The sequence below is a fragment of the Amycolatopsis thailandensis genome (assembly GCF_042723255.1).
Lineage (GTDB): Bacteria > Actinomycetota > Actinomycetes > Mycobacteriales > Pseudonocardiaceae > Amycolatopsis > Amycolatopsis thailandensis.
This window is the reverse complement of the sequence record NZ_JBHXJK010000003.1, coordinates 101,789-120,596: the sequence shown is the minus strand read 5'-3', so window position 1 is coordinate 120,596 and position 18,808 is coordinate 101,789. Positions and strand designations below refer to the sequence as shown.

Genomic DNA, 18,808 nt, shown 5'->3' with positions numbered 1-18,808 from the left:
CAGTGAAAAGGGTAGCGCAGGGCCTGCATGGAACCAGGAATGCAAAAAGCCCCGCCAAGCGGCCAGCTCGACGGGGCAAAACCGCGGCACCCTCCTCAGTGGAGCTTCGCTGCCACCTCACGAATCAGCGCGGCCGATCGCTTCGGCGACAACGCCGCCGATTGCAGCAACTCGAACTGCCGCAGGTACACCTGGATCTGCGACGGGTCGACGACGTTGTGCTCGCCGGCCTGCGCCTCGATCGACACCATGTTCTCGTCGTAGATCGCGAACGTCGCCAGCGGGTACACCGGCCATGCCGTCGTGAACGGAATCACACGGAGGTCGATGGACGGCACCGTGAGTGCCTGCTCGGCCATCTGCTCCAGCTGGTCGATGAGGGTCTCGGTGGTACCGAACCGGGCCCAGAGCGCCGCCTCGCCGAGCACGAACTTGAAGGACCTGCCTGGTTCGGTCAGGGCTTTCTGGCGGGCCATGCGCGCGGCGACGATCTTTTCACGCTCGGCCTCGTCGGCGCCGAACGCGGCTGGACCGCCCGGGATGGAGAGCGCTTCGCGCGCGTACGCCTCGGTGTGGAGGATGCCGGGGCACATCCCGTGAAGGAAGTCGCGGCTCACCTTGGTCATGCGCTCGATGCTGCCGATCGCCTCCTGCGCATTGGCGCCTCCGCCGCGGGCGTAGAAGGTGTGCAGCCAGCTCTTGTGCTCGTGGTGGGCAGCCTCGGCGAGCTGGTGCAGTTCGTCCCGGATGCCGGCGTCGAGCTGTAGTTTGTCAGCCCACGCGTCGACGTCCTCGTGGGTGGCGGTCTGCCGCCCGGTCTCGAGCTTGGACACCCGGGACTGTGTCCAGGTGAGACGGCGGGCGAGTTCGCTGCCGGAGATGTCGGTGGCCGCCCGGAGTTCGTGCATGCGGGCGGCCAGCCGAGCCTGGTTGGGGAGGATGGGCCTGGGCACTGGTTATCGCCTCAGCTCGCCACCGGCAGGTGCACGGCCAGCTCCGGCCGCGCCGAGACATAGTCCCTCCAAGGGATGCCGCGGTCGAGCGCTGTTTCGCGCCACGCCTCGGCCTGGGCAAGCCGTGTGGGGTCGTCGACGAGTCGGGATCCGAGCCAGCTTCGCCGCTCGTCGTCGGCATAGACCATCTCGTAGAGGCGGTCGTCGAGGAGCCAGTAGTCGTGGTTTTCCGGTAGGTCGGCTGGCCACGGGTCATTGGCCGCGAGCGGGATGATGCGGACGTCTTCGCCGGCGTCGACGTTCGGCGCGTACGCCCACGTGAGTTCGTATCGGAGGTAGTCGGTCAGGGGTTCGCGAACGACGTGGACGCGGCTCATCGACCGTCCGGCCGCAGCGGCGGGGCGGACGACGTCGGTGACCCACCAGTCGTTCTCGGGATCGAGGTCGAAGTCGACGCCGGCGAGGAACGCCGCGTAGGCGGCGTCCTCGTCGGGCGACCCGTAGGACTGCAGCGTTTCCAGCCGGTAGGCCCGGTTGGTGAACGTGCGGAAGAGGTCGTCGAACTCTGACCCGATCGGGATCAGAGAAGTCACAGAAGGCCTCGCTCCTTCGCGATCTTCATTGCGGCGACGAGGATCTGCGGGTCGATCTTCACTCCGCCCTCGTCGGGCAGGTAGCTCGGCAGTTCGGAGTTGGGTACGTGCGTCCCCTGGACGACGAACGTGCCGTCGTCCGCGTCCACGTGGACGGAGGGGCAGCCGTTCTTCCCCGACTGCGGGTCCTTGGCGAGAAGCTCCAGTCGCATGTTCCGACCTTCCTATGCGAGGGGTATTCGACTCGCTCATGGTGTCTCCTCGGGTCGTCATGGTCAACAGTCGGCCGATCGGGTCACGCCCTCTTGACCCTAGGATACCCCTCGAATAGTGTCAGCCTCGATGACGCCGGAGGGTGTCTGAACAACTCCAAGACCTGTCGCAGGCTCGGGCTGGACCCCGACCGCCCCCGAGCCTGCGGCATCCCACTCGACACCCCGTAGCGGATCTTGTGCATGCAGTTGTGGTCACGGTGGGTCATTGCGCGTAACGGGTGTTGCTCCATCCGGCTGGCATGGCGTCAGGCAAGATGCGTAGTGCAAGGCCAAATGGTGAACTGGATCTCATTTACGGTCAGAACTGAATGCTTTTCACGCCCCGGCTCCAACCAGTAACGGTCGGTGCGCAACACGACGAACCGTCCGCTACCGGACATCCTGGGGAGGGTGAGGCAGATGACGCACACGCAGACTCCGGCCGCCACCGTAAGAGGCATGCAGGGCCAGATCTTCGACATCTGCGTGGAGAAGGGTCTCGCCCCGAGCGACAGCTGGAACCTGGGCGCACTCGCACTTGCGCACACCGCGTATTACGAGGACGGCGAGATCCACGAACGCTGTATCACCCTGAAGCCACGCGGCATGTCGGAAGAGCAGCTTGAGGCGATCCTCGAGCGTGCGCTGGCTGACGTTCGCCAGCGCCGAGCCGTGGATTAGCTCGTCGCCTCCTGCGATCGCACCATCTCGATCGATCGCCCCTCGAACTCATCTGCTTCAAGAATCTCCTCGGCATCAACGCCGGCACGCTCCGCCTGTTCGGCCAGCAACGTCTTCCGCATCAAGTACAAGTGAGCCTTCCGCGAGGGCTCACTGAGCTGCTGGAACACTGACGCGACTTCGCGCTGCGAGATTGTCGGCCCGCCAGGCCGCTCAGGCGCGAGCCCCGGGTCGAGGCCTCCGAGTCTGAGCAGTTCGGCCGCGTCCAGGCCTACGACCTGGGCGGCGGAAACGACGTTGTCGGGAGTCGGCGTGTACTCGACGACGATCCCCTTTGCGACCGTCCTCTCCCCTTTTTCGATGTGCTGCCACGTTGCCGCGGAGAAACCAGCAGCATCGCTCGCCGCACGCAAGCTCAGCTTGGCTTCTTCCCGCTTTCGCTTGAGGAGCTCCCCGAGCGGCCATGGACCGCGTCGCCCCTGTGTTTCTGTCACGGTCAGCAATGATGAGGCAACCCTTGCTTTCACGCCACGTGAACACCTGTTCGACTCACCGTGTTTACACAGCTCAGAAGGGGTTTGGACACGAGAACTTTCGTAAACATTGCATGTTTACAAAAGTTCACATAGCCTTTCGTTCATGACCGATACGCCACTCGTCACCACCCGCCCCTGGGTCGAGCTGAAACGGATCATCGAGCTCGATGGCAACTGGAAGCAGGACGCCCTCGCCGAGGGCGTCGGCGTCTCCAAGGCCTACATCTCGCAGCTCCTCACCGGGCACCGACCGCCGAGCCGCAGCATGATCCAGCGCTTCGCCGAACTGCTCCGAGTTCCCTGCACGATGATCGAGCCACCGAACCCGCCCACCCGGTGGGCTTACCGACTCGACGAGGTGGCCGCGCGGATCGGCCTCACCGAGAAGGACGTCCTGGACCTCGTCCAGTCCCGTCAGCTGACCCCGCTGCTCGCCGGCGGGCACGTCCTCATCACCGACAAGGCCCTCGACGACTTCTTCAGCCGCGAGGCCGAAAGTGACGACGTTTCCTGCGGTGATGCCGCATGAGCGACACCAGGCCTGCTCCCGCCGTCCTCGCCGGCATCGACCCCACAGCGTGGATGTCGCCCCGCGAAGTAGGCGAGATCATCGGCAAGTCGAAGTGGACCGTGCACACCATGTGCAAGAACGGTGTGCTCGGCGCCCGCCGCGTCGGGAACCGGTGGAAGATCTCCGGCGCCCACGTCATCGCGCTGCTGACCGGCACGGACAATCAGGCCGCGCCCGCGACGGAGGCGTCGTGAACCGCGCCGTGTACTCCGCCGAGGCCAAGACGGCGACCCTGGTTGTTCCTGAAACGCCCGACGACTGCAAGCACTGCGGGATGCTCGGCACGCCCGCGGTCGCCGGTGTCTACTGGGAATCCGCGACCAGCACGACGTTCGGCTACACGGAACCCTGCGCTTCCTGTCTCCCCCAGGTTGTCGAGGACGCCCTCGCCGACAGCTGCACAGGTACCCGCGTAACCGTCGAGCAGTTCATCGTCGAACCGGCTGACGCCAGGATCATGGCGGCCGCCGCATGACAACCGCCACGCACCTGCATCAACTCGGCATCGACCCGACGATCGCTGAGCTCGTCCTTCCGCCTGGCGCAGATCGGCGCGAATGGCTCCGTGTTCGGCGGTCCGGCATCGGCGGCTCGGACGCCTCGACACTCGTCGGGCTGTCGAAGTACACGTCGGTCGTCGAACTTTGGATGGACAAGTCCGGCCAGCTTCCGCTGATCACCGACGAAACTCCTTCCGAGGCCGCCGAGATGGGCCAGCTGCTGGAGCCGATCGTGCGGGACCGTTTCGCTCGGCTTCACGACGTCTCCGTCGAACTGGCCGGAACCTACCGGTCTCGCGAGTTCCCGTGGATGCTGGCGAACCCGGATGGCATCGTCAACCGTGCCCGCGGCTACGAGGGCAAGACCTGCAACCAGTTCGTCGGGCACGAGTGGGCGAACGGACAGACCGCCGACCACGCTGAACTGCAGGCGCAGTGGGGCATGGCCGTGACCGGTCTCCCGGCATGGCACGTCGCTGTCCTGATCGGCGGGCAGCACAACGAGTACCGGCTCATCGAGCGCGACAACGAACTGATCGAGGTTCTCGTCGACGTGTCCCGGCGGTTCTGGTTCGACCACGTCAAAACCGGTGAGGCGCCGGAGTGGGATGGCTCGGACGCCGCGACGAAGTTCCTCGCCGAGCGGTATCCGACGTCGCTCGGCGGCGATGTCGACATCGACCCGGACGAGCGCGACGACATCCTGCTCACCCGCGCAAAGACCACTGCGGCCGCCAAGGCCGCCTCGGCAGACGAGGACGCGGTGAAGAACCGGGTCCGCGGCCTCATCGGCGACGGCGACCGGCTGATGTGCGGCGACCAGGAAATCGCGACCTGGCGCAACACCGGGAAGTTCTTGGAAAAACGGTTCCGCGCCCAGCATCCCGACCTCGCCGCCGCCTACACCCACACCGTCCAAACGACGGAACTCGACACTGAGCGGCTCGCCGCCGAACATCCCGCCGCCTATGCGGCATGCCGGGCGCGGGTCCTCAACTTCAAGTCCTGACGCATCAACAGCCAGCCCACCGTCATTCAGGGAGCACTATCCACATGGGAACTGACCTGACCCAGCGCGTCCGCCGCAACACCAGCGGCGAGAAGGCGCCTGCCCGTACCGACGCTGACGAGAAGGCCACGCGCGAAGAAGCCGGACGAAAGATGCTCGGCACGCAGATCGCGCAGATGCAGAACTCGTTCCAGGCGGCGATGCCGCGCGGGACCGAGGCAGCGCAGCTTGTGCGGGACGCGATGACCTGCCTCCGCCAGACCCCCAAGCTCGCAACGTGCGAGCCCCAGTCTGTGCTCGGCGCGCTGATGACCTGCGCACAGCTCGGTCTCCGGCCCGGTGTGCTTGGCCACGCATGGGTGCTGCCGTTCTGGGACAACCGGTTCGAGTGGCTCGACGACCGCGGCCGCAAGCGCACCGGTGGTTTCCGGGCGCAGCTGATCGTCGGCTATCAGGGCATGGTCGCCTTGGCGTACCGCTCGGATCAGCTGCAGGACCTTGTCGCGCGCACGGTCTACGAGAACGACGTCTTCGAGGTCGAGTACGGACTCGACGACAAGCTGGTCCACAAGCCGCTCATGACCGGCGACCGCGGCGAACCGATCGCGTACTACGCCGTCGCGAAGCTCACTACGGGCGGCCGCGTGTTCTACGTGATGAGCCACCCGGACATGCTGGAGTACCGCGACAAGTACGCGATGGCGAAGAACCGTGATGGCGAGATCGTCGGGCCGTGGCGGGACAACTTCGAGAGCATGGCGCTGAAGACGTGCGTCCGTCAGCTATCGAAGTGGCTGCCGAAGTCGACGGAGTTCGCGTCGGCGATCGAGGCGGACGGCACGATCCGTGTGGACGCCTCCCCGAACCCGGACGCGATGCTGCACGGCGAGCAGCCCCTGCCAGATCTCGACGGTGAGGTTGTCGATCACCAGCCGGACGCGGCAGCCGAAAAGTCGGCGACCGAGGGCGCCGACCCCGTCCCCACGGTGGACGAGCATCAGATGAAGCGGCTGCACGCCCAGCTCGGCGAGCTCGGCGTGACCGACCGGGACCGGCATCGCACGCTAGCAATGCTGCTACAGCGCGAGATCTCCTCGGCGAACGACATCACCGCAGACGAGATGCCCAAGCTGATCGAAATGCTGGCCGACATCCTCAAACAGGGCGACCCGAAGGCCGTCCTTCAGGCCACCCTCGCCCAACTTGGCAACGGAGAGTCGTGAAGCCGCTGCTGCTGCGTGGCAACGCCCGCGCGCTCCCGATCGCGGACGAGTCCGTCGACCTGATCGTCACCAGCCCGCCGTACTTCGGGCTCCGCTCCTACCAGGACGGCGGCGAGCACTACATGGGGCAGATCGGTGCGGAGGCCTCGCCACGCGAGTTCATCGACGCGCTGATCGAGTGCACCCGCGAAATGACGCGCGTGCTCAAACCTACCGGCAGCATCTTCGTCAACCTCGGCGACAAGTACAGCGGCGCCCAAGGCCAAACGCAGATCAACATCGGTGGGCGAAAGCACATGACCGATACTGCCGCGACGTGGCGGCAGACGAACCCGCGTCGAACTGGCATCCCGAACAAGTCGCTCATGCTGCTGCCGGAGCGTTACCGGGTTGCCTGCGTAGACCAGCTCGACCTGGTCGCGCGGGCTGTGCTGGTCTGGTCCAAACCGAACGGTCTGCCAGAGTCGGTGACCGACCGGGTGCGCCGCTCGCACGAAGACTGGGTGCACCTCACCAAACTGCCCAGGTACTACGCCGACGTCGACGAGATCCGTGACCCGCCGTCCGGCTATACCCGTCCGAACGGAACCGGCCGCGAGCCGCGCGGCGGGCAGAAGCCGCGGAAAATGCTTGACGCTACGAACCCGCGCGGCCGCGTTCCCGGCTCCGTATGGGAGATCCCGACCCAGCCGCTCCACGCGCCGGCTTCGCTCGGCGTTGACCACTTCGCCGCGTTCCCGATGGAGTGGCCACGCCGACTCATCACCGGCTGGTGCCCGCCCGACGGCGTCGTGCTCGACCCCTTCGGCGGCACCGGCACCACCGCCCTCGTCGCCACCATGCTCGGCCGCCGAGGCATCTCGCTCGACCTCTCCGCCGACTACGCCCGGCTCGCTACCTGGCGAGCGGGCGACGCTAAAGAGCGAGCACGCGCAGCTGGAGTCGACGCGACGAACGTGTCGCCGGAGATCCCGGGTCAAACCGCGCTCTTCCCGAACGAGGCGTCAGCATGACAACGCCGCGCGGTCCCGGGGCGCTGACGGCGCACGAGGCCCGCGCGGCGCTCGTCGACTACCTCGCGCAGTGCATCCGCGACGCAGAGCACTACGAGCAGCACGGTGAACCCGAGCGCGCGCAGGCGTACCGAGACGTCGTCGACGACCTCAGCGCGCTGCTCCGGCGATGGGACATCGCCACCGAACAACCTCGCCCGCCGTAGTCCGGCCTGGGCACCGAGCACAACCTACGAACCACCCCGCACGAAAGGCCTCCCCTCATGCCACGCGACCACGCACGGCTGTCGCTCAGTATCTGGGCCAACGAAGACTTCAAGGCGTGCACTGCAGGCGAGCAGCGTGTCTTCATGCTGCTGATCTCGCAGGAGCGCATCAACCGCGCGGGTGTGATCGACCTGAGGGAACGCCCGTGGTCGAAACTGGCGTCCGACACGACACCGGACGACATCCGCACAGCGCTAAAGGGCCTGGAATCCCGACGGTTCGTCGTGATCGACTACGACACCGAAGAGCTGCTCGTCCGCACCTTCATTCGCGGTGACCGGATCTATCGGCAGCCGAACGTGCTGAAGAACGCGCTGAACGCGGCACAGCAGGTGCAGTCGGCGAAGTTGCGGTCGGTGCTCGCCGACGAGCTGCGGCTGTGTGTGCCGTTGATCCCGAGCGATCGTCGGGATCCGGACGCGAATCGTGAGGGTGTCGCAGCCCTGGCCGATCGGCTGTGCCCGCCGTCGTCCCCTCCCCCGGGAAACCCTTCCGATAAGGGTTCCGCGAAGGGTTCCCCGAACCCTTCCGCGAAGGGTTCGCTGGAGGTCCCCGAATTGCCCGATTCGGAACCCTTCCCCGAAGGGTTTCCGGAAGGGTTCGTCGAACCCCCTGGGGAGGGGGAGGGGGTTGGGGAAGCTTCTAAGTCACCAGATTTAGTGGTTGCTACGCGCGCACACGCACGCGAGGACGTGCCCCCTGGCGTCGACAATCGACGTCGCAAGATCGACGCACTCAACGCGACAGCAACCCGATCGGAGACCCGTACGCTCATCGCCGCTTGGACGAGCGGACACATGACGCCACTGAGCCAGAAGAAGATCCAGCAAATGGCCGACGAGGTCGACCGGGCCGTTCGCGCCGGGCGGGACATCGAGTGCCTCGCCGCGGCCCTCCGTACCTGGAATGCCCGGGCCGATGTGTACTCGCCGAAGATGCTCATCGAGCTCTACGACGACGCGGCCGGACGCAAGAACGCGGGCCAGTCCGCCGAGCAGCCCTTGGTAGACAAAAACGGCATGCCGCGCATCGATCCGCAGAACATTCCCGACGAGTACCTCGACCGCGCCACAGTCGACAGGATCCTTGGCCCGGACCACACCTCGCCGCCGTTCTACGAGCCCGATGCCGATCCGGAGTTCCCGCGCGACGAGACCGAGCTGCAGCAGCGACACGACTTCTTCCAGGCATGGATGGCTGAGAGGCTCGCCGAGCGCCGCCCGAAGGCACGCCGAAGCCTGATCCGCGCATGGAACGCGAAGCGCGAGGTGGCTTCGTGACCGAGCACGACGACCCATTCGGGGAGGGCGGCTACGGTGACGGCACTCCCCTGCCGCAGTACAGCCACGGTTCCGAGGAGATCGTCCTCGGCAACATGATCGCCCTTGGCGAGAAGGCGGTCACCGAACTCGAAGGCGTCCTTGCGGAGCAGGACTTCTACCTGCCTGCCCACCAGGCCGTGTACCGGGCGATCGTGGCCGTCCTCAACCGGGGCGGCCGGACGGACGCGGTGTCGGTGGCGCTCCACATCAGCGAGCACCTGACGCAGACCGACGAGCTGCAGAAAATCGGCAACGCGACGCACCTCCACACACTGCTCAGCAGGGCAGGAGGCGGTGTCGGAGCCATGCTCTACCACGCCGACATCGTGACCAAGTTCGCGCTCAAACGGCGCATGGTCGAGGCCTCGGCGAGGATCGCCGATCTCGCGCAACGCCCAGTCGACGACGTCGACGGGATGCTCGACCAGGCGCGCGGGCTGCTCGAAGACATCGCGAAATCGCGCGAGTCCCGCGATGGACGCGACGGCGCCTGGATCTCCGACCTCGTCAACGCACGCCTGATGCACTACACCGAGCCCAAGGCTCCGCGGCTGGCCACCGGTTTCCACGATCTCGACGAGATCCTCGAGGGCGGCCTGGAGCCCGGCACGTTCACCGTCGTCGGCGCGCGGCCCGGCATCGGCAAGTCCATGATCGGGTTCCAGTTCGGGCTGAACATCGCGATGACATTCGTCGAGGCGGCTCAGGACCTCGCCAAGGGCACCGTGTTCGCCAGCGCCGAGATGTCCCGCTGGGAACTCACCGACCGCGCGATCGCCCAGATCGGCGGCGTCCGGCTGAGCCACCTGACCCGCCGGACCCTGTCCGAGGACGACTGGAATCGGGTCTACACGGCCCGACACAAGCTGCAGGACGTGCCTCTGTGGGTCGAAGACCGCCCGGACATCACGCCCGCGCGGCTGCGCAGCATGGGCCGCACGATGAGCCGGACCAAGGCCGGCTGCGGGCTGATCGTCATGGACTACCTGCAGCTGGCGACACCCGATAGGCGCATGGCGTCGCGGCTCGAAGAGGTCGGTGACATCTCGCGGCGGATGAAGCTCCTGGCGAAGGAGCTCGACTGTGCGGTGATCGGCTTGGCGCAGCTGAACCGCAACGTCGAGTCCAGGTCGTCGCCGCGGCCGATGAAGTCGGACCTGCGGGAAGCCGGGAACTTGGAGCAGGACGCGGACAACATCCTGATGCTCTGGAAGGACCCCGACGAGCCGGACTCGTTGCGGATCACCGTCAGCAAGCAGCGGCAGGGGCCGGAGGGCGAAGTGACGATCGCGTATCAGCCTCAGTTCGCCCGTGGGCGGTCGCTGACGCGCCTGCACGTCGTCTGACCCCGACGAGGCTACTGAGGGACCCTGGGGCTCCATAGGCCGTCCTTTGTGGCCCCCTTCGGTCGCCGACGTGCATGCGAGACCAGAGCCAGCACAGCCGGCGTCTGATCGCTCCGCTCTCCGCCGCTACGCCAATTCGGGCAAGCCACACTCACCTCTTGCATGTTTACAAAAGTTCACATAGCCTTTTGTGAACCAGCCGATGGAAGCCTCTCCCAGGAGGACGACATGACCGCCCGCATCAACATCCCGAAGCCGAAACCGCCCACCCAGCCCCGCAAACACACCCAGGCCATCCCCGCCCACCTCGCTGGCCACCCGACCGCCTCGCTCTCCACGGTCTGGACCTACGACACCCGCGACCCACACGCCGTGCAGATCGACTTCCGCCAGGAGAAGAACACCACCTGGCTGTTCGACCGCTCGCTGCTCCTCGACGGCCTGACCTCCCCCGCTGGCGAGATGGACGTCCAGGTCTTCCCCAGTGACGACAGCCAGCACGTCATCATCCGGCTCCGAGTCCCCGGCGAAGGCCAGGCGGACATCGCGTTCCCGATCGAGGACGTCCGGCAGTTCCGCAACATCACGTACGGCATGGTCCAGGTCGGCGCCGAGCCCGAGCAGATCGTTCCTGGCGTCGAGAGTTTCCTCCGCAAGGCAGCCGAACACCTCGGCGGTGACTCGTGAGTCGCGAAATCCGCCGTGTCCCGTTCGACTTCGACTGGCCGCTCAACAAGGTCTGGCACGGCTACCTCATGCCCAGGCGCCTTGTCGACGAGACGCCGTGCCCGGCGAACTGCAGCAACGGCTATTCCGATCACGCGAAGGCGCTGCGGGACCTGTGGTACGGGCACTCCCCCTTCGATCCCGCCACAACCGGCTCGGTCGCGCTCACCTCCAGCACTCCGGCAGTTCGCGCCTTCGCCGAACGCAACGTGGCCCGCTCTCCCGAGTACTACGGCCAGGGCGAAGACGTCATCGTCCGCGAAGCCGCTCGGCTTGCTGAGCTGTGGAACAGCCAGTGGTCTCACCACCTGACCGATGAGGATGTCGCTGCCCTCGTCAGGGCCGGACGCCTTCGCGACCTTACCGACACCTGGACCCGGGGCGAGGGCTGGAAACCGAAGATCCCTTCGGTCATTCCTACCGCTGCCGAAGTGAACGAGTGGTCCCTTTATGGACTGGGGCACGACGGCATCAACGAGTCCATCGTCGTTCGCGCACGATGCGAACTCGACGGCCAGCCCGTCGAGTGCCCCGCTTGCAGCGGCCACGGATCGTTGGAAGCGTTTCCTTGCCAGCGCGCCGAGGCCGATGCGTGGCAAGCCACGCCCCCGCCGAACGGCGACGGCTGGCAGATGTGGGAAACCGTCTCCGAAGGTTCGCCCGTCTCCCCGGTGTTCGCGACCGCCGAAGACCTTGCGCAGTGGCTGACCACCGCCGAGGGCGGCAAGAACGCTGGCCCCTCGCGCCGTCCGATGACGATCGAGCAGGCCCGCGGCTTCGTCGAAGCGGGCTGGGCTCCGTCGTTCTTCGGCAACGCGGGCGGATTGCACGACGGCGCGGCCTACGTGGGAACCGAAGCGGCCGTGGGCAAACTGTTCGAACAGGACGGCAAGTCATGACCGAGCCGGACTTCCTCGACCTGCTGCTCGGCGTGTGGCGCGCCGACATCGAGTCCGTCGAGTTCCCGACGTTTGCCGACCTGCTCATCCCGCCGCCTCGGCAGAACCAGCACATGCCGAGCGAACCCGGCGGCAACCAGTGAACCCCGGCAGAGAAGCGGCGCTTCTCGACGACATCCGTGCCGCGATTACCGCCGGCTTCCGGACCGTCGTCGACATCAGCCGCCACGTCCAGACGGCCAGCACCGGGCGAGGCGAGACCGGCTACCCCGACCACGAAGTCGTGCACGGCCTCGGGCACCTGACCCGCGTGGGCGAGCTCGACTGCATCGCCACGAACCCGCCGCGGCGCTGGGAGTACCAGCTCCGCACCACGCACACCCGAACGCTCGACTGCATCTGCGGCCCGGTCATCACCGCGCCCGGCATCCACCAGCACCACGGTCCCGAGCCGCACGTGTTCGTCGCTGCCAACGGCGACGACATCGCGCCGGACGGCACCGCCACCGAAATCCACCAGTAGCCCCAGGAGAACCAGCCCGCCATGACTGAAACCCGTCTCGTCGACGTGATCGGCAGCTACTGCCACATCGATGGGCCCCACGACGACGAAACCATCACCGACGCCGCAACCTCCGTTGCCGAACTCGTCCGCTACCTCAACCACGCCACCCAGGCCCCCGTCGCCGAACGGACGCTGCAGTGGGCCGCGACGACCTACCGGATCGTGTCGAACCTGTCGACGGCCCTGCACAGGTGCGACCAGTTGTTCGCGCAACTGATCAGCGGCCTGGAAAAGCAGGCCCGCAATCCCCGACTGTACGACGACCGGCGCGATCGGCCGGGCGCCCTGACCGCGAACGAAGCTGCGGATGAACTGCAGTCACTTCGGCCGATGCTCGGGCAGGTGACGTCCGCTTTGGACCGTGCCCGGGTGCTCACCGTCCACCTCGGCAACGACGCCTAGCGGTTTTAGCCCTCCGCTCACAAATCCTCCAGCAGCAAGGAGAACCAGCCCGCCATGACGAAAGCCGACAAGCGTCCCGAGACCATCGCCGATCTCCCGGAATCGAGCACCGAGCCTGTCCCTCTCGCGCAGATCGAACTCGACGGCCACGCCGTCAACAACGGACTGTTGAAAGCCGCCGACGAGTTCGTCGCGTTCTTCAAGATCCTCTACCAGGACGACCTCGTCGTGGACTTCATCGGAAACCGGATGACCATCGGTCGAGCGCGGAGCGCCGAGGAGCTCGCGAAGGAGCTCAAGGCGAAGCAGGACGGATGGGACAAAACGAACAGTGAGAAGGTCGCCGCCGAGAAACGCGACAAGCTCAAGATCGGCGACAAGTTCAACCTCGTTGAGGACTTCTCGTCGTGCCGCCTGTACTCCACGGTTCCGTGCTCGCTGGAGTGGCAGCACCGCGGCAAGCACATCGAGGTCAAGGACGGCGTCGTCACCAAGGTCACCGAAAACACCCGAGGCTGACCGTGCCCGCCGCCCACCAGCCCCGTGTGGCCGCCCTGACTTCCCCACAGGCGCGGCCACGCGGCCTCCCTCCGAACTGCCGCCGCTGCCAGCGGCCCATGGTCAGCCAGCGCGCCAACCAAAGGCCAGCAAATGCGGTCCGGATCAGCGGCCGCCGGCTGTGCCGTGGTTGCCACTGCTGGGCGACGCGCACTGGGCACCTCGACGACTACCCGCGCGCGACCCGCCGCGCGATCGACGTCGCCGAAGACCACGCCCACCTTCACGAGCACGGCCTCACCGACCAGGAGATTGCCCGTCGGCTCGGTATGAAACTCGACAGCCTGCACCGCGCGCTCTACCGCGCCCGGACGTACGAAAGCGCAACAGCATGAGCAAAAGCAGGTCAGCAAAGCGTCGCACCGCGACCCACCGTCCCGCAAAACGGCGCCGCCGTTTCCGGCACGACGATCCGACCGCCGTCGATCTGTTCTCCGGTTTCGGTGGCCTCACCGAGGGCATCCGCCGCGCCGGGTTCGAGACGATCATGGCGGCAAACCACTCCGAGTACAAAGTGGACATCCACGAGGCGAACCACCCGACCGCCGAACACTGGATCGCCGACCTGGTCGACAAGGAATCAGGCGACTACCACGACGTGCGGGACCTCCCCGCAGCTGACCTGCTCGCCGCCGGAGTGAGCTGCGTCAACCACTCGCCGGCCAATACCCAGAAGGCCTACGAGCAAGGGCTGACGTTGTTCGGCATGGACGACCCGGACTACGAGGCGCGGGTGACCCGGTCGGAGCGGGACCGCGCGACGGCGAACTGCGTGCTCCACTACGCCGCTGTGCACCACCCGAGCCTGATCTTGGTGGAATGCACAACTGAGCTCGCGTCGTGGGGTCCGGCCCTGCAGGGCAAGAAGATCGGGGACGGCAGCACCTACAAATGGTGGCTCAAGCAGTTCGAGAACCTCGGCTACCGCCACAAGATCATGTACCTCAACTCGATGTTCTTCGGTGTCGGCCAGTCGCGCGATCGCGGCTACTGGGCGTTCTGGGACAAGAACCTCCCGACGCCGGACCTGGAACATCGTCCGGAATCGTGGTGCGACCGCTGCGACGAGGTCGTGCCCGCGGTGTGGACGTGGAAGACCGGCGTGCCGCCGACCGGTTCCGTGCGGTACGGCCAGCAGTACAACTACCGGTGCCCGCGCTGCCGTCGCGAGGTGTTCCCGCCCGTGACGCCGTCGCTGTACTCGCTCGACCTGACAGATCTGGGGCCCCGCATCGGTGACAGGCCGGTCAAGAAGCAGCGGGACGGCTCGATCGGGCACCTGTCGAGGACGACCATGGCCCGCGCCGAGCGTTGCTTGCAGCGGTTCGGGGACTTCCCGGCCGTACTGCTCCCGGCGAAGGCCGTGCGTGGCACCGAGCGCCACCCGTGGCAGCCGATGGGCACCCAAACCAGCCAGCAGGAAACGGCGATCCTGTCGACCGGTGCGGTGATCGCCGCACACCGCCACAACGGCGACGGCCAGCACCTGACCAGGGCGATGGACACCGTGACAGCGACGCACGAGAAGGCGGTGCTGTTCGCCGCGGTGAACAACTACCAGGGGGCGCCGCGCGGGCTGCACAAGCCGACGTCGACACAGGTCGGGTCCGAAACTCTCAGCCTCGTGTCGGCGGGTGTGCTGCCGTACCGGAAGAACACCGTGCCGACCGTGCACGACGAGGCGATGCCGACCGTCACGTCCGACCAGATCCCCGGTCTGCTGACGGCTGCCGGGTTCATCAAGAACAACGGCTCGTTCGACCAGGCCCACTACCGCGCCCATCCTGTGAGCGACCCGCTCGGCACGCTCGTCGCGTCGAGCGCGAACCAGTCGCTCCTGTTCTCTGGCTGGTACAAGCAGAACGGCTCGATCGAGACCGCGACGGCGCCGCACCCGCTTGCCGATCCGTTCGGCACGATCACCGCCCGCGACACCACGGCGCTGCTCAACGCCGAGTGGCGTGCCGCGCTCTCGGAGCTGACCGTCGAGGACTGCCACTTCCGGATGCTTCGCGCGTACGAGGTCGGAAGGGGGTGCGGGTTCGACACGACTTTCCCCGGCCACGAGGGCGCGTTCGTCGTGTGGGGTTCCGACCGGGACCAGGTCGACGGCTTCGGCAACGCCGTCTCGCCCACCGTCGGCCACTGGGCGGGGGCAAGGCTCCGCGCCTGCCTCCATGGCACAACGGCCGCCGCATGAACCGCCCCGCCAATCACCAGGAGCAGCTCGCGATGAGCAGTCACACGACCGCGAACACCGAAGCCGACCAACTGCAGCAGCGCGTCCAGCGGGCGATCAGCGACCCAGGATCAATTCTTCCGCGCGAGAAGATCGCGCACCTCGACGGCAACGCCGAGCCGATAACGCAATGGAGCACCCGCGCCGTCATGGCGGTAATCCACGGACTGCAGGCCGAGCGCGACACGGCCGTCTCCCTGCTCGCAGGCGACACCCCGTGGCCGACCGACGCCGGTGTTCTCGTCTCACTGCACCAGCAGCTCGACGAGCTAGACCACCAGACTCGGGGCGGAGGTGCGCAGGGCGGGGAAGCGCCGCCGGAAAACGACAGGGACGGGGGCAAACCGAGCAACGTCGCGCCGGAGCCGGGTCGTGGAACGGCTACACCCGCTAACACCCTCCGCCCCGACCAGGCCACCGAACTCGACCAGCTTCGGGAACTCCGGCTCATGGTCAGCCAACTCCTCGGGATCTCCCAACAACCCGACGGGCTGACCAGCAGCCGCATCGCCACCGTCCTCTCGGAAATGGTCGTCATGGCTGGCCACTACTCAATGGCCGCTGAGCAACGAGACAACCTCGCCGCCGGAGCGACGCGAGTACAGCAACAGATCGAGCACCTGCCATGCCTCAGCCCCCGCTGCCCCGAGGTGCTGTGCTCCCCGTGTTCCGCCAAGAAATCACTCCACGAGCTCCTCATCACGTTCGACTCACTAGCACTGACGGTCGACGAAATACCTGCTCGTGAAGTCGAGGGCGACGCCGACGGCCCCTGGTACGTGCGAATCCTTGACGAGCCCGTTCACCACACCACCACCGGCGCGCCGGTCCACATCGACTGGACCCACGACGGCAGCATGATCGGCATCGAGGTGCTCGAAGCCGGCCAGCTCCCCAAGGAGCCATCGTGAGCCGCACGAAGCTGGACTTGGTCTGCATTCTCGACGGCTGCACCAGGCCTCGCAAAGCCCGCGGTCGATGCCCGTTCCACTACGAGAAGGCCCGCCTTGCCGGTGAGTTCGGCGACCTCGGCAAGCAATGCCAGGTCGAAGGCTGTCGCCGGAGACACGCCGCCAAGGGCTACTGCCAGCAGCACTATGACGAGCATCGGCACGAACTACGCAAACGTCGCAGCGTTCCCAATCCTGAACAACATTTGATCTATCTCCGCAGCCTTGTTGGCATCCCTGCTGAGGGCCCGACCGAAGAACAGCGCCGACGCTGGACGCTCCAGGAGGCATCGTGACCGACCAGACGATAAATGTGACCACGTCGGCAGCCACACAGACAGCACGACAGGCAGTCGTGGACGACTTCGTTGCCGAGCGCGAGAACTTCATCACCGCGCTGAAGAACAGCCCCGAAGCTGACGCGGACTACCACCGGTGGCAGGGGCATGTCGAGGCCCGGCGGCATCTCGCGGAGCGTCTCGCCGCCACTGGGTCTCCGGTGGCGAGAGGTCGCTCGTCTTCGGGAGCAAGTGGAGCGGGCATGACCGACGCCAAGACGGAGATCGCCGCGTTCGTGGACCGGATCTTCACCAACGAGGCGTGGGCAGAGTCCGGTGCCGAGGTCGCCACTGAAGCGATGCGGATCCTTCGCGAAGCCGGGTGGCGACCGCCGCTGCCGGACGTGGACGGGCCCGACCTCGACGGGGACGACGAGAGCCCGGTCGCGTTGGCTGCTTCGTACCTCGCGCCGTTTATCGGCGCCCCGACCCATCGCCGCATCGACCTCGCTGTGGCGCGCGGGCTGGACGACCTCGGCCTGCTCGCGAAGCCGGTGCCGGACGAGATCGCCGTCATCGCAGCCGAACGTCGCCGCGTCGTCGAGGTCGAGGGATGCACCCCGGAGCGCGACGACGGCTACGTCCACAGTCAGCTCGTGTACGCGGCCGCTGCCTACCTCGGCGAGACGGTTGGCGCTCCGGCGTGCCTGCTTCCCGGCCAGCTGTGGCCGTGGGCATACGAGGGCTTCAAGCCTGGTGATGCCTTGGCGAACCTCGTGAAGGCGGGGCAGCTCATCGCGGCCGAGATCGCGCGGCTGCAACGAACCCGGGCCCGCGCCGAACGCGAACAGTCCACATCGAACACCGCCGGGCAGGAGACGACCCGTGGCTGAGACAGTGTGCGGCCGCGGGCACCGCATCGGCGACTGCGCCACCACGCCCGGGCCGCACGAGCCCGCGAACGTGTACCGCTACCGCGACGGCCGTCGGGCGTGCCTTCGGTGCACCCGTGCGCAGTGGCGCCGCCAGTGGCAGCGCAAGGCGGTGCGTCGTGGCTGAAGTCGGCTACCACTGCCCGAGGTGTTCGCTGACGTGGCGTTGGTACGGCCCCGCTGGTCGCCGCGAGTGCGACAACGAGCACGTGTTCCAGCTCAACGACGACGGCACCCTCGCCGAGCTCGTCTACCCCGACTTCACCGCCGAGCAGATCCGCGCGGCCGAGGCCGAGGCGTACCGCGAACGCAAGACCGACCAGCTGCCGGACCGCCGCGCCGCTCTTCGGGTGCTGCGCGACGAGCACGATGCCGACGCCATGTGGCAGCACACGAGCGGAGTGAACCCATGACCGACCAGACCACATGCCCGCGCGGCTGCGTTGACACCGACCCCGACGGTGGCTGCCAGGCGTCCATCGCGATTCCGTGCCCGCTCGGTAACTGGCAGGAACCCGAGCCCTACCACGTCTCGGCGGGCATCTGCCGGGACTGCCACGCGCCCCTCGACAGCTGCTACTGCGGGGAGGAGTGACCACGTGAAGGTCTACTTCGAGCCGCGTGACTGGTGGATCGGTTACTACCGGGGCGACACCCACCACTACGTCTGTCCACTCCCGACACTTGTCATTCGCTGGAACCGGCGAAAGAGAGGCCCGGCATGACCGACCAGACCGAACCCGCCGGCGCCGAGATCCAGCGACTTCGGTTCCTGAACGGCGAGGCCGAGCACCAGCTGAACCGCGCGCTCGCCGAGTTGCGCGAGCGGACAGCCGAGCGGAACCAGCCTGAACGTCACAGACGTCATCGCCGCGCTGAAGAACCTGGCAGCTGTCCGCGAAGCGACCGTGGTCGCCGAGAACCGGGTCGAGTACATGCGCGACGACGCGAAACGCATGCATGACGAACTCAATCGGCTACTGCGCAAAGG

Annotated in this window: 29 protein-coding genes; 24 read left to right on the top strand and 5 right to left on the bottom strand. The window is 66.8% G+C overall.

Annotation, left to right across the window (positions count from 1 at the left end; translation table 11 throughout):
- Positions 1-95: 95 nt before the first annotated feature.
- Genes ACFWMR_RS02340 through ACFWMR_RS02330 form a run of 3 tightly spaced genes read right to left on the bottom strand, consistent with a single transcriptional unit; the run spans position 96 to position 1,758 of the window.
- Positions 96-953 carry a helix-turn-helix domain-containing protein gene (locus ACFWMR_RS02340; protein WP_378376346.1) on the bottom strand — a complete coding sequence of 286 codons (858 nt, stop codon included), beginning with the start codon at positions 951-953 and terminating at the stop codon, positions 96-98.
- 11 nt (positions 954-964) lie between these two features.
- The gene (locus ACFWMR_RS02335; RefSeq protein WP_378376344.1) at positions 965-1,546 is read right to left on the bottom strand and encodes a DUF6879 family protein; all 582 of its coding nucleotides are present in this window, start codon (positions 1,544-1,546) and stop codon (positions 965-967) included.
- On the bottom strand, positions 1,543-1,758 hold the full coding sequence (locus tag ACFWMR_RS02330) for a hypothetical protein (protein ID WP_378376342.1): 216 nt from the start codon (positions 1,756-1,758) through the stop codon (positions 1,543-1,545). Before ACFWMR_RS02330 ends, ACFWMR_RS02335 begins: the two co-directional genes overlap by 4 nt.
- A gap of 462 nt (positions 1,759-2,220) precedes the next feature.
- On the opposite strand from ACFWMR_RS02330, the gene ACFWMR_RS02325 reads away from it, so the two are divergent.
- Entirely contained in the window at positions 2,221-2,481 is a 261-nt protein-coding gene (locus tag ACFWMR_RS02325; RefSeq protein WP_378376340.1) for a hypothetical protein, read from the top strand.
- Here the strand turns inward: ACFWMR_RS02325 and ACFWMR_RS02320 are convergent.
- Positions 2,478-2,975, bottom strand: coding sequence for a helix-turn-helix domain-containing protein (locus ACFWMR_RS02320; protein ID WP_378376338.1), 498 nt, complete (start codon positions 2,973-2,975; stop codon positions 2,478-2,480). The genes ACFWMR_RS02325 and ACFWMR_RS02320 overlap by 4 nt on opposite strands.
- 145 nt (positions 2,976-3,120) lie before the next feature.
- Here ACFWMR_RS02320 and ACFWMR_RS02315 point away from each other — a divergent pair, with 145 nt between their 5' ends.
- The 23 genes from ACFWMR_RS02315 (at position 3,121) to ACFWMR_RS02205 (ending at position 18,412) form a co-directional block, all read left to right on the top strand.
- On the top strand, positions 3,121-3,546 hold the full coding sequence (locus ACFWMR_RS02315) for a helix-turn-helix domain-containing protein (protein WP_378376336.1): 426 nt from the start codon (positions 3,121-3,123) through the stop codon (positions 3,544-3,546).
- Entirely contained in the window at positions 3,543-3,782 is a 240-nt protein-coding gene (locus ACFWMR_RS02310) for a helix-turn-helix domain-containing protein (RefSeq protein ID WP_378376334.1), read from the top strand. Before ACFWMR_RS02315 ends, ACFWMR_RS02310 begins: the two co-directional genes overlap by 4 nt.
- Positions 3,779-4,063 (top strand): hypothetical protein, encoded by a 285-nt coding sequence (locus ACFWMR_RS02305; RefSeq protein WP_378376332.1) that lies wholly within the window; start codon positions 3,779-3,781, stop codon positions 4,061-4,063. Before ACFWMR_RS02310 ends, ACFWMR_RS02305 begins: the two co-directional genes overlap by 4 nt.
- Positions 4,060-5,097, top strand: a complete 1,038-nt coding sequence (locus tag ACFWMR_RS02300) for a YqaJ viral recombinase family nuclease (RefSeq protein WP_378376330.1) — start codon at positions 4,060-4,062, stop codon at positions 5,095-5,097. The genes ACFWMR_RS02305 and ACFWMR_RS02300 overlap by 4 nt, the downstream gene beginning before the upstream one ends.
- A 44-nt stretch (positions 5,098-5,141) precedes the next feature.
- Positions 5,142-6,320 carry a recombination protein RecT gene (recT, locus tag ACFWMR_RS02295; protein WP_378376328.1) on the top strand — a complete coding sequence of 393 codons (1,179 nt, stop codon included), beginning with the start codon at positions 5,142-5,144 and terminating at the stop codon, positions 6,318-6,320.
- Positions 6,317-7,333, top strand: coding sequence for a DNA-methyltransferase (locus ACFWMR_RS02290; protein WP_378376327.1), 1,017 nt, complete (start codon positions 6,317-6,319; stop codon positions 7,331-7,333). The genes recT and ACFWMR_RS02290 overlap by 4 nt, the downstream gene beginning before the upstream one ends.
- Positions 7,330-7,539: a hypothetical protein gene (locus tag ACFWMR_RS02285; protein WP_378376325.1), complete on the top strand. Its 210-nt coding sequence runs from the start codon at positions 7,330-7,332 to the stop codon at positions 7,537-7,539. Before ACFWMR_RS02290 ends, ACFWMR_RS02285 begins: the two co-directional genes overlap by 4 nt.
- A 57-nt stretch (positions 7,540-7,596) precedes the next feature.
- The gene (locus ACFWMR_RS02280; RefSeq protein WP_378376324.1) at positions 7,597-8,880 is read left to right on the top strand and encodes a hypothetical protein; all 1,284 of its coding nucleotides are present in this window, start codon (positions 7,597-7,599) and stop codon (positions 8,878-8,880) included.
- Positions 8,877-10,268 carry a replicative DNA helicase gene (locus ACFWMR_RS02275; protein ID WP_378376322.1) on the top strand — a complete coding sequence of 464 codons (1,392 nt, stop codon included), beginning with the start codon at positions 8,877-8,879 and terminating at the stop codon, positions 10,266-10,268. The genes ACFWMR_RS02280 and ACFWMR_RS02275 overlap by 4 nt, the downstream gene beginning before the upstream one ends.
- 228 nt (positions 10,269-10,496) lie before the next feature.
- On the top strand, positions 10,497-10,955 hold the full coding sequence (locus ACFWMR_RS02270) for an SsgA family sporulation/cell division regulator (protein ID WP_378376320.1): 459 nt from the start codon (positions 10,497-10,499) through the stop codon (positions 10,953-10,955).
- On the top strand, positions 10,952-11,893 hold the full coding sequence (locus tag ACFWMR_RS02265) for a hypothetical protein (RefSeq protein WP_378376318.1): 942 nt from the start codon (positions 10,952-10,954) through the stop codon (positions 11,891-11,893). The genes ACFWMR_RS02270 and ACFWMR_RS02265 overlap by 4 nt, the downstream gene beginning before the upstream one ends.
- The gene (locus tag ACFWMR_RS02260) at positions 11,890-12,036 is read left to right on the top strand and encodes a hypothetical protein (RefSeq protein ID WP_378376316.1); all 147 of its coding nucleotides are present in this window, start codon (positions 11,890-11,892) and stop codon (positions 12,034-12,036) included. Before ACFWMR_RS02265 ends, ACFWMR_RS02260 begins: the two co-directional genes overlap by 4 nt.
- A complete protein-coding gene (locus ACFWMR_RS02255) occupies positions 12,033-12,416 on the top strand; it encodes a hypothetical protein (RefSeq protein WP_378376314.1) in 384 nt (127 codons plus the stop codon). The genes ACFWMR_RS02260 and ACFWMR_RS02255 overlap by 4 nt, the downstream gene beginning before the upstream one ends.
- Positions 12,417-12,461: 45 nt before the next feature.
- The gene (locus ACFWMR_RS02250) at positions 12,462-12,860 is read left to right on the top strand and encodes a hypothetical protein (RefSeq protein ID WP_378376312.1); all 399 of its coding nucleotides are present in this window, start codon (positions 12,462-12,464) and stop codon (positions 12,858-12,860) included.
- Positions 12,861-12,914: 54 nt separating this feature from the next.
- Positions 12,915-13,379, top strand: a complete 465-nt coding sequence (locus tag ACFWMR_RS02245) for a DUF7432 family protein (RefSeq protein WP_378376310.1) — start codon at positions 12,915-12,917, stop codon at positions 13,377-13,379.
- 98 nt (positions 13,380-13,477) lie between these two features.
- Entirely contained in the window at positions 13,478-13,753 is a 276-nt protein-coding gene (locus ACFWMR_RS02240; RefSeq protein ID WP_378376308.1) for a hypothetical protein, read from the top strand.
- Positions 13,750-15,618 (top strand): DNA cytosine methyltransferase, encoded by a 1,869-nt coding sequence (locus ACFWMR_RS02235; protein ID WP_378376306.1) that lies wholly within the window; start codon positions 13,750-13,752, stop codon positions 15,616-15,618. Before ACFWMR_RS02240 ends, ACFWMR_RS02235 begins: the two co-directional genes overlap by 4 nt.
- Complete coding sequence (locus ACFWMR_RS02230) at positions 15,615-16,568, top strand: hypothetical protein (RefSeq protein ID WP_378376305.1); 954 nt, start codon at positions 15,615-15,617, stop codon at positions 16,566-16,568. Before ACFWMR_RS02235 ends, ACFWMR_RS02230 begins: the two co-directional genes overlap by 4 nt.
- Positions 16,565-16,903: a hypothetical protein gene (locus ACFWMR_RS02225; protein ID WP_378376303.1), complete on the top strand. Its 339-nt coding sequence runs from the start codon at positions 16,565-16,567 to the stop codon at positions 16,901-16,903. Before ACFWMR_RS02230 ends, ACFWMR_RS02225 begins: the two co-directional genes overlap by 4 nt.
- Positions 16,904-16,962: 59 nt before the next feature.
- Positions 16,963-17,778, top strand: a complete 816-nt coding sequence (locus tag ACFWMR_RS02220; RefSeq protein ID WP_378376301.1) for a hypothetical protein — start codon at positions 16,963-16,965, stop codon at positions 17,776-17,778.
- Positions 17,771-17,944 carry a hypothetical protein gene (locus tag ACFWMR_RS02215; protein ID WP_378376300.1) on the top strand — a complete coding sequence of 58 codons (174 nt, stop codon included), beginning with the start codon at positions 17,771-17,773 and terminating at the stop codon, positions 17,942-17,944. The genes ACFWMR_RS02220 and ACFWMR_RS02215 overlap by 8 nt, the downstream gene beginning before the upstream one ends.
- Entirely contained in the window at positions 17,937-18,230 is a 294-nt protein-coding gene (locus tag ACFWMR_RS02210) for a hypothetical protein (RefSeq protein ID WP_378376298.1), read from the top strand. The genes ACFWMR_RS02215 and ACFWMR_RS02210 overlap by 8 nt, the downstream gene beginning before the upstream one ends.
- On the top strand, positions 18,227-18,412 hold the full coding sequence (locus tag ACFWMR_RS02205; RefSeq protein ID WP_378376296.1) for a hypothetical protein: 186 nt from the start codon (positions 18,227-18,229) through the stop codon (positions 18,410-18,412). The genes ACFWMR_RS02210 and ACFWMR_RS02205 overlap by 4 nt, the downstream gene beginning before the upstream one ends.
- A 66-nt stretch (positions 18,413-18,478) precedes the next feature.
- On the opposite strand, the gene ACFWMR_RS02200 is transcribed toward ACFWMR_RS02205, so the two are convergent.
- On the bottom strand, positions 18,479-18,775 hold the full coding sequence (locus ACFWMR_RS02200) for a hypothetical protein (protein WP_378376294.1): 297 nt from the start codon (positions 18,773-18,775) through the stop codon (positions 18,479-18,481).
- Positions 18,776-18,808 lie beyond the last annotated feature (33 nt).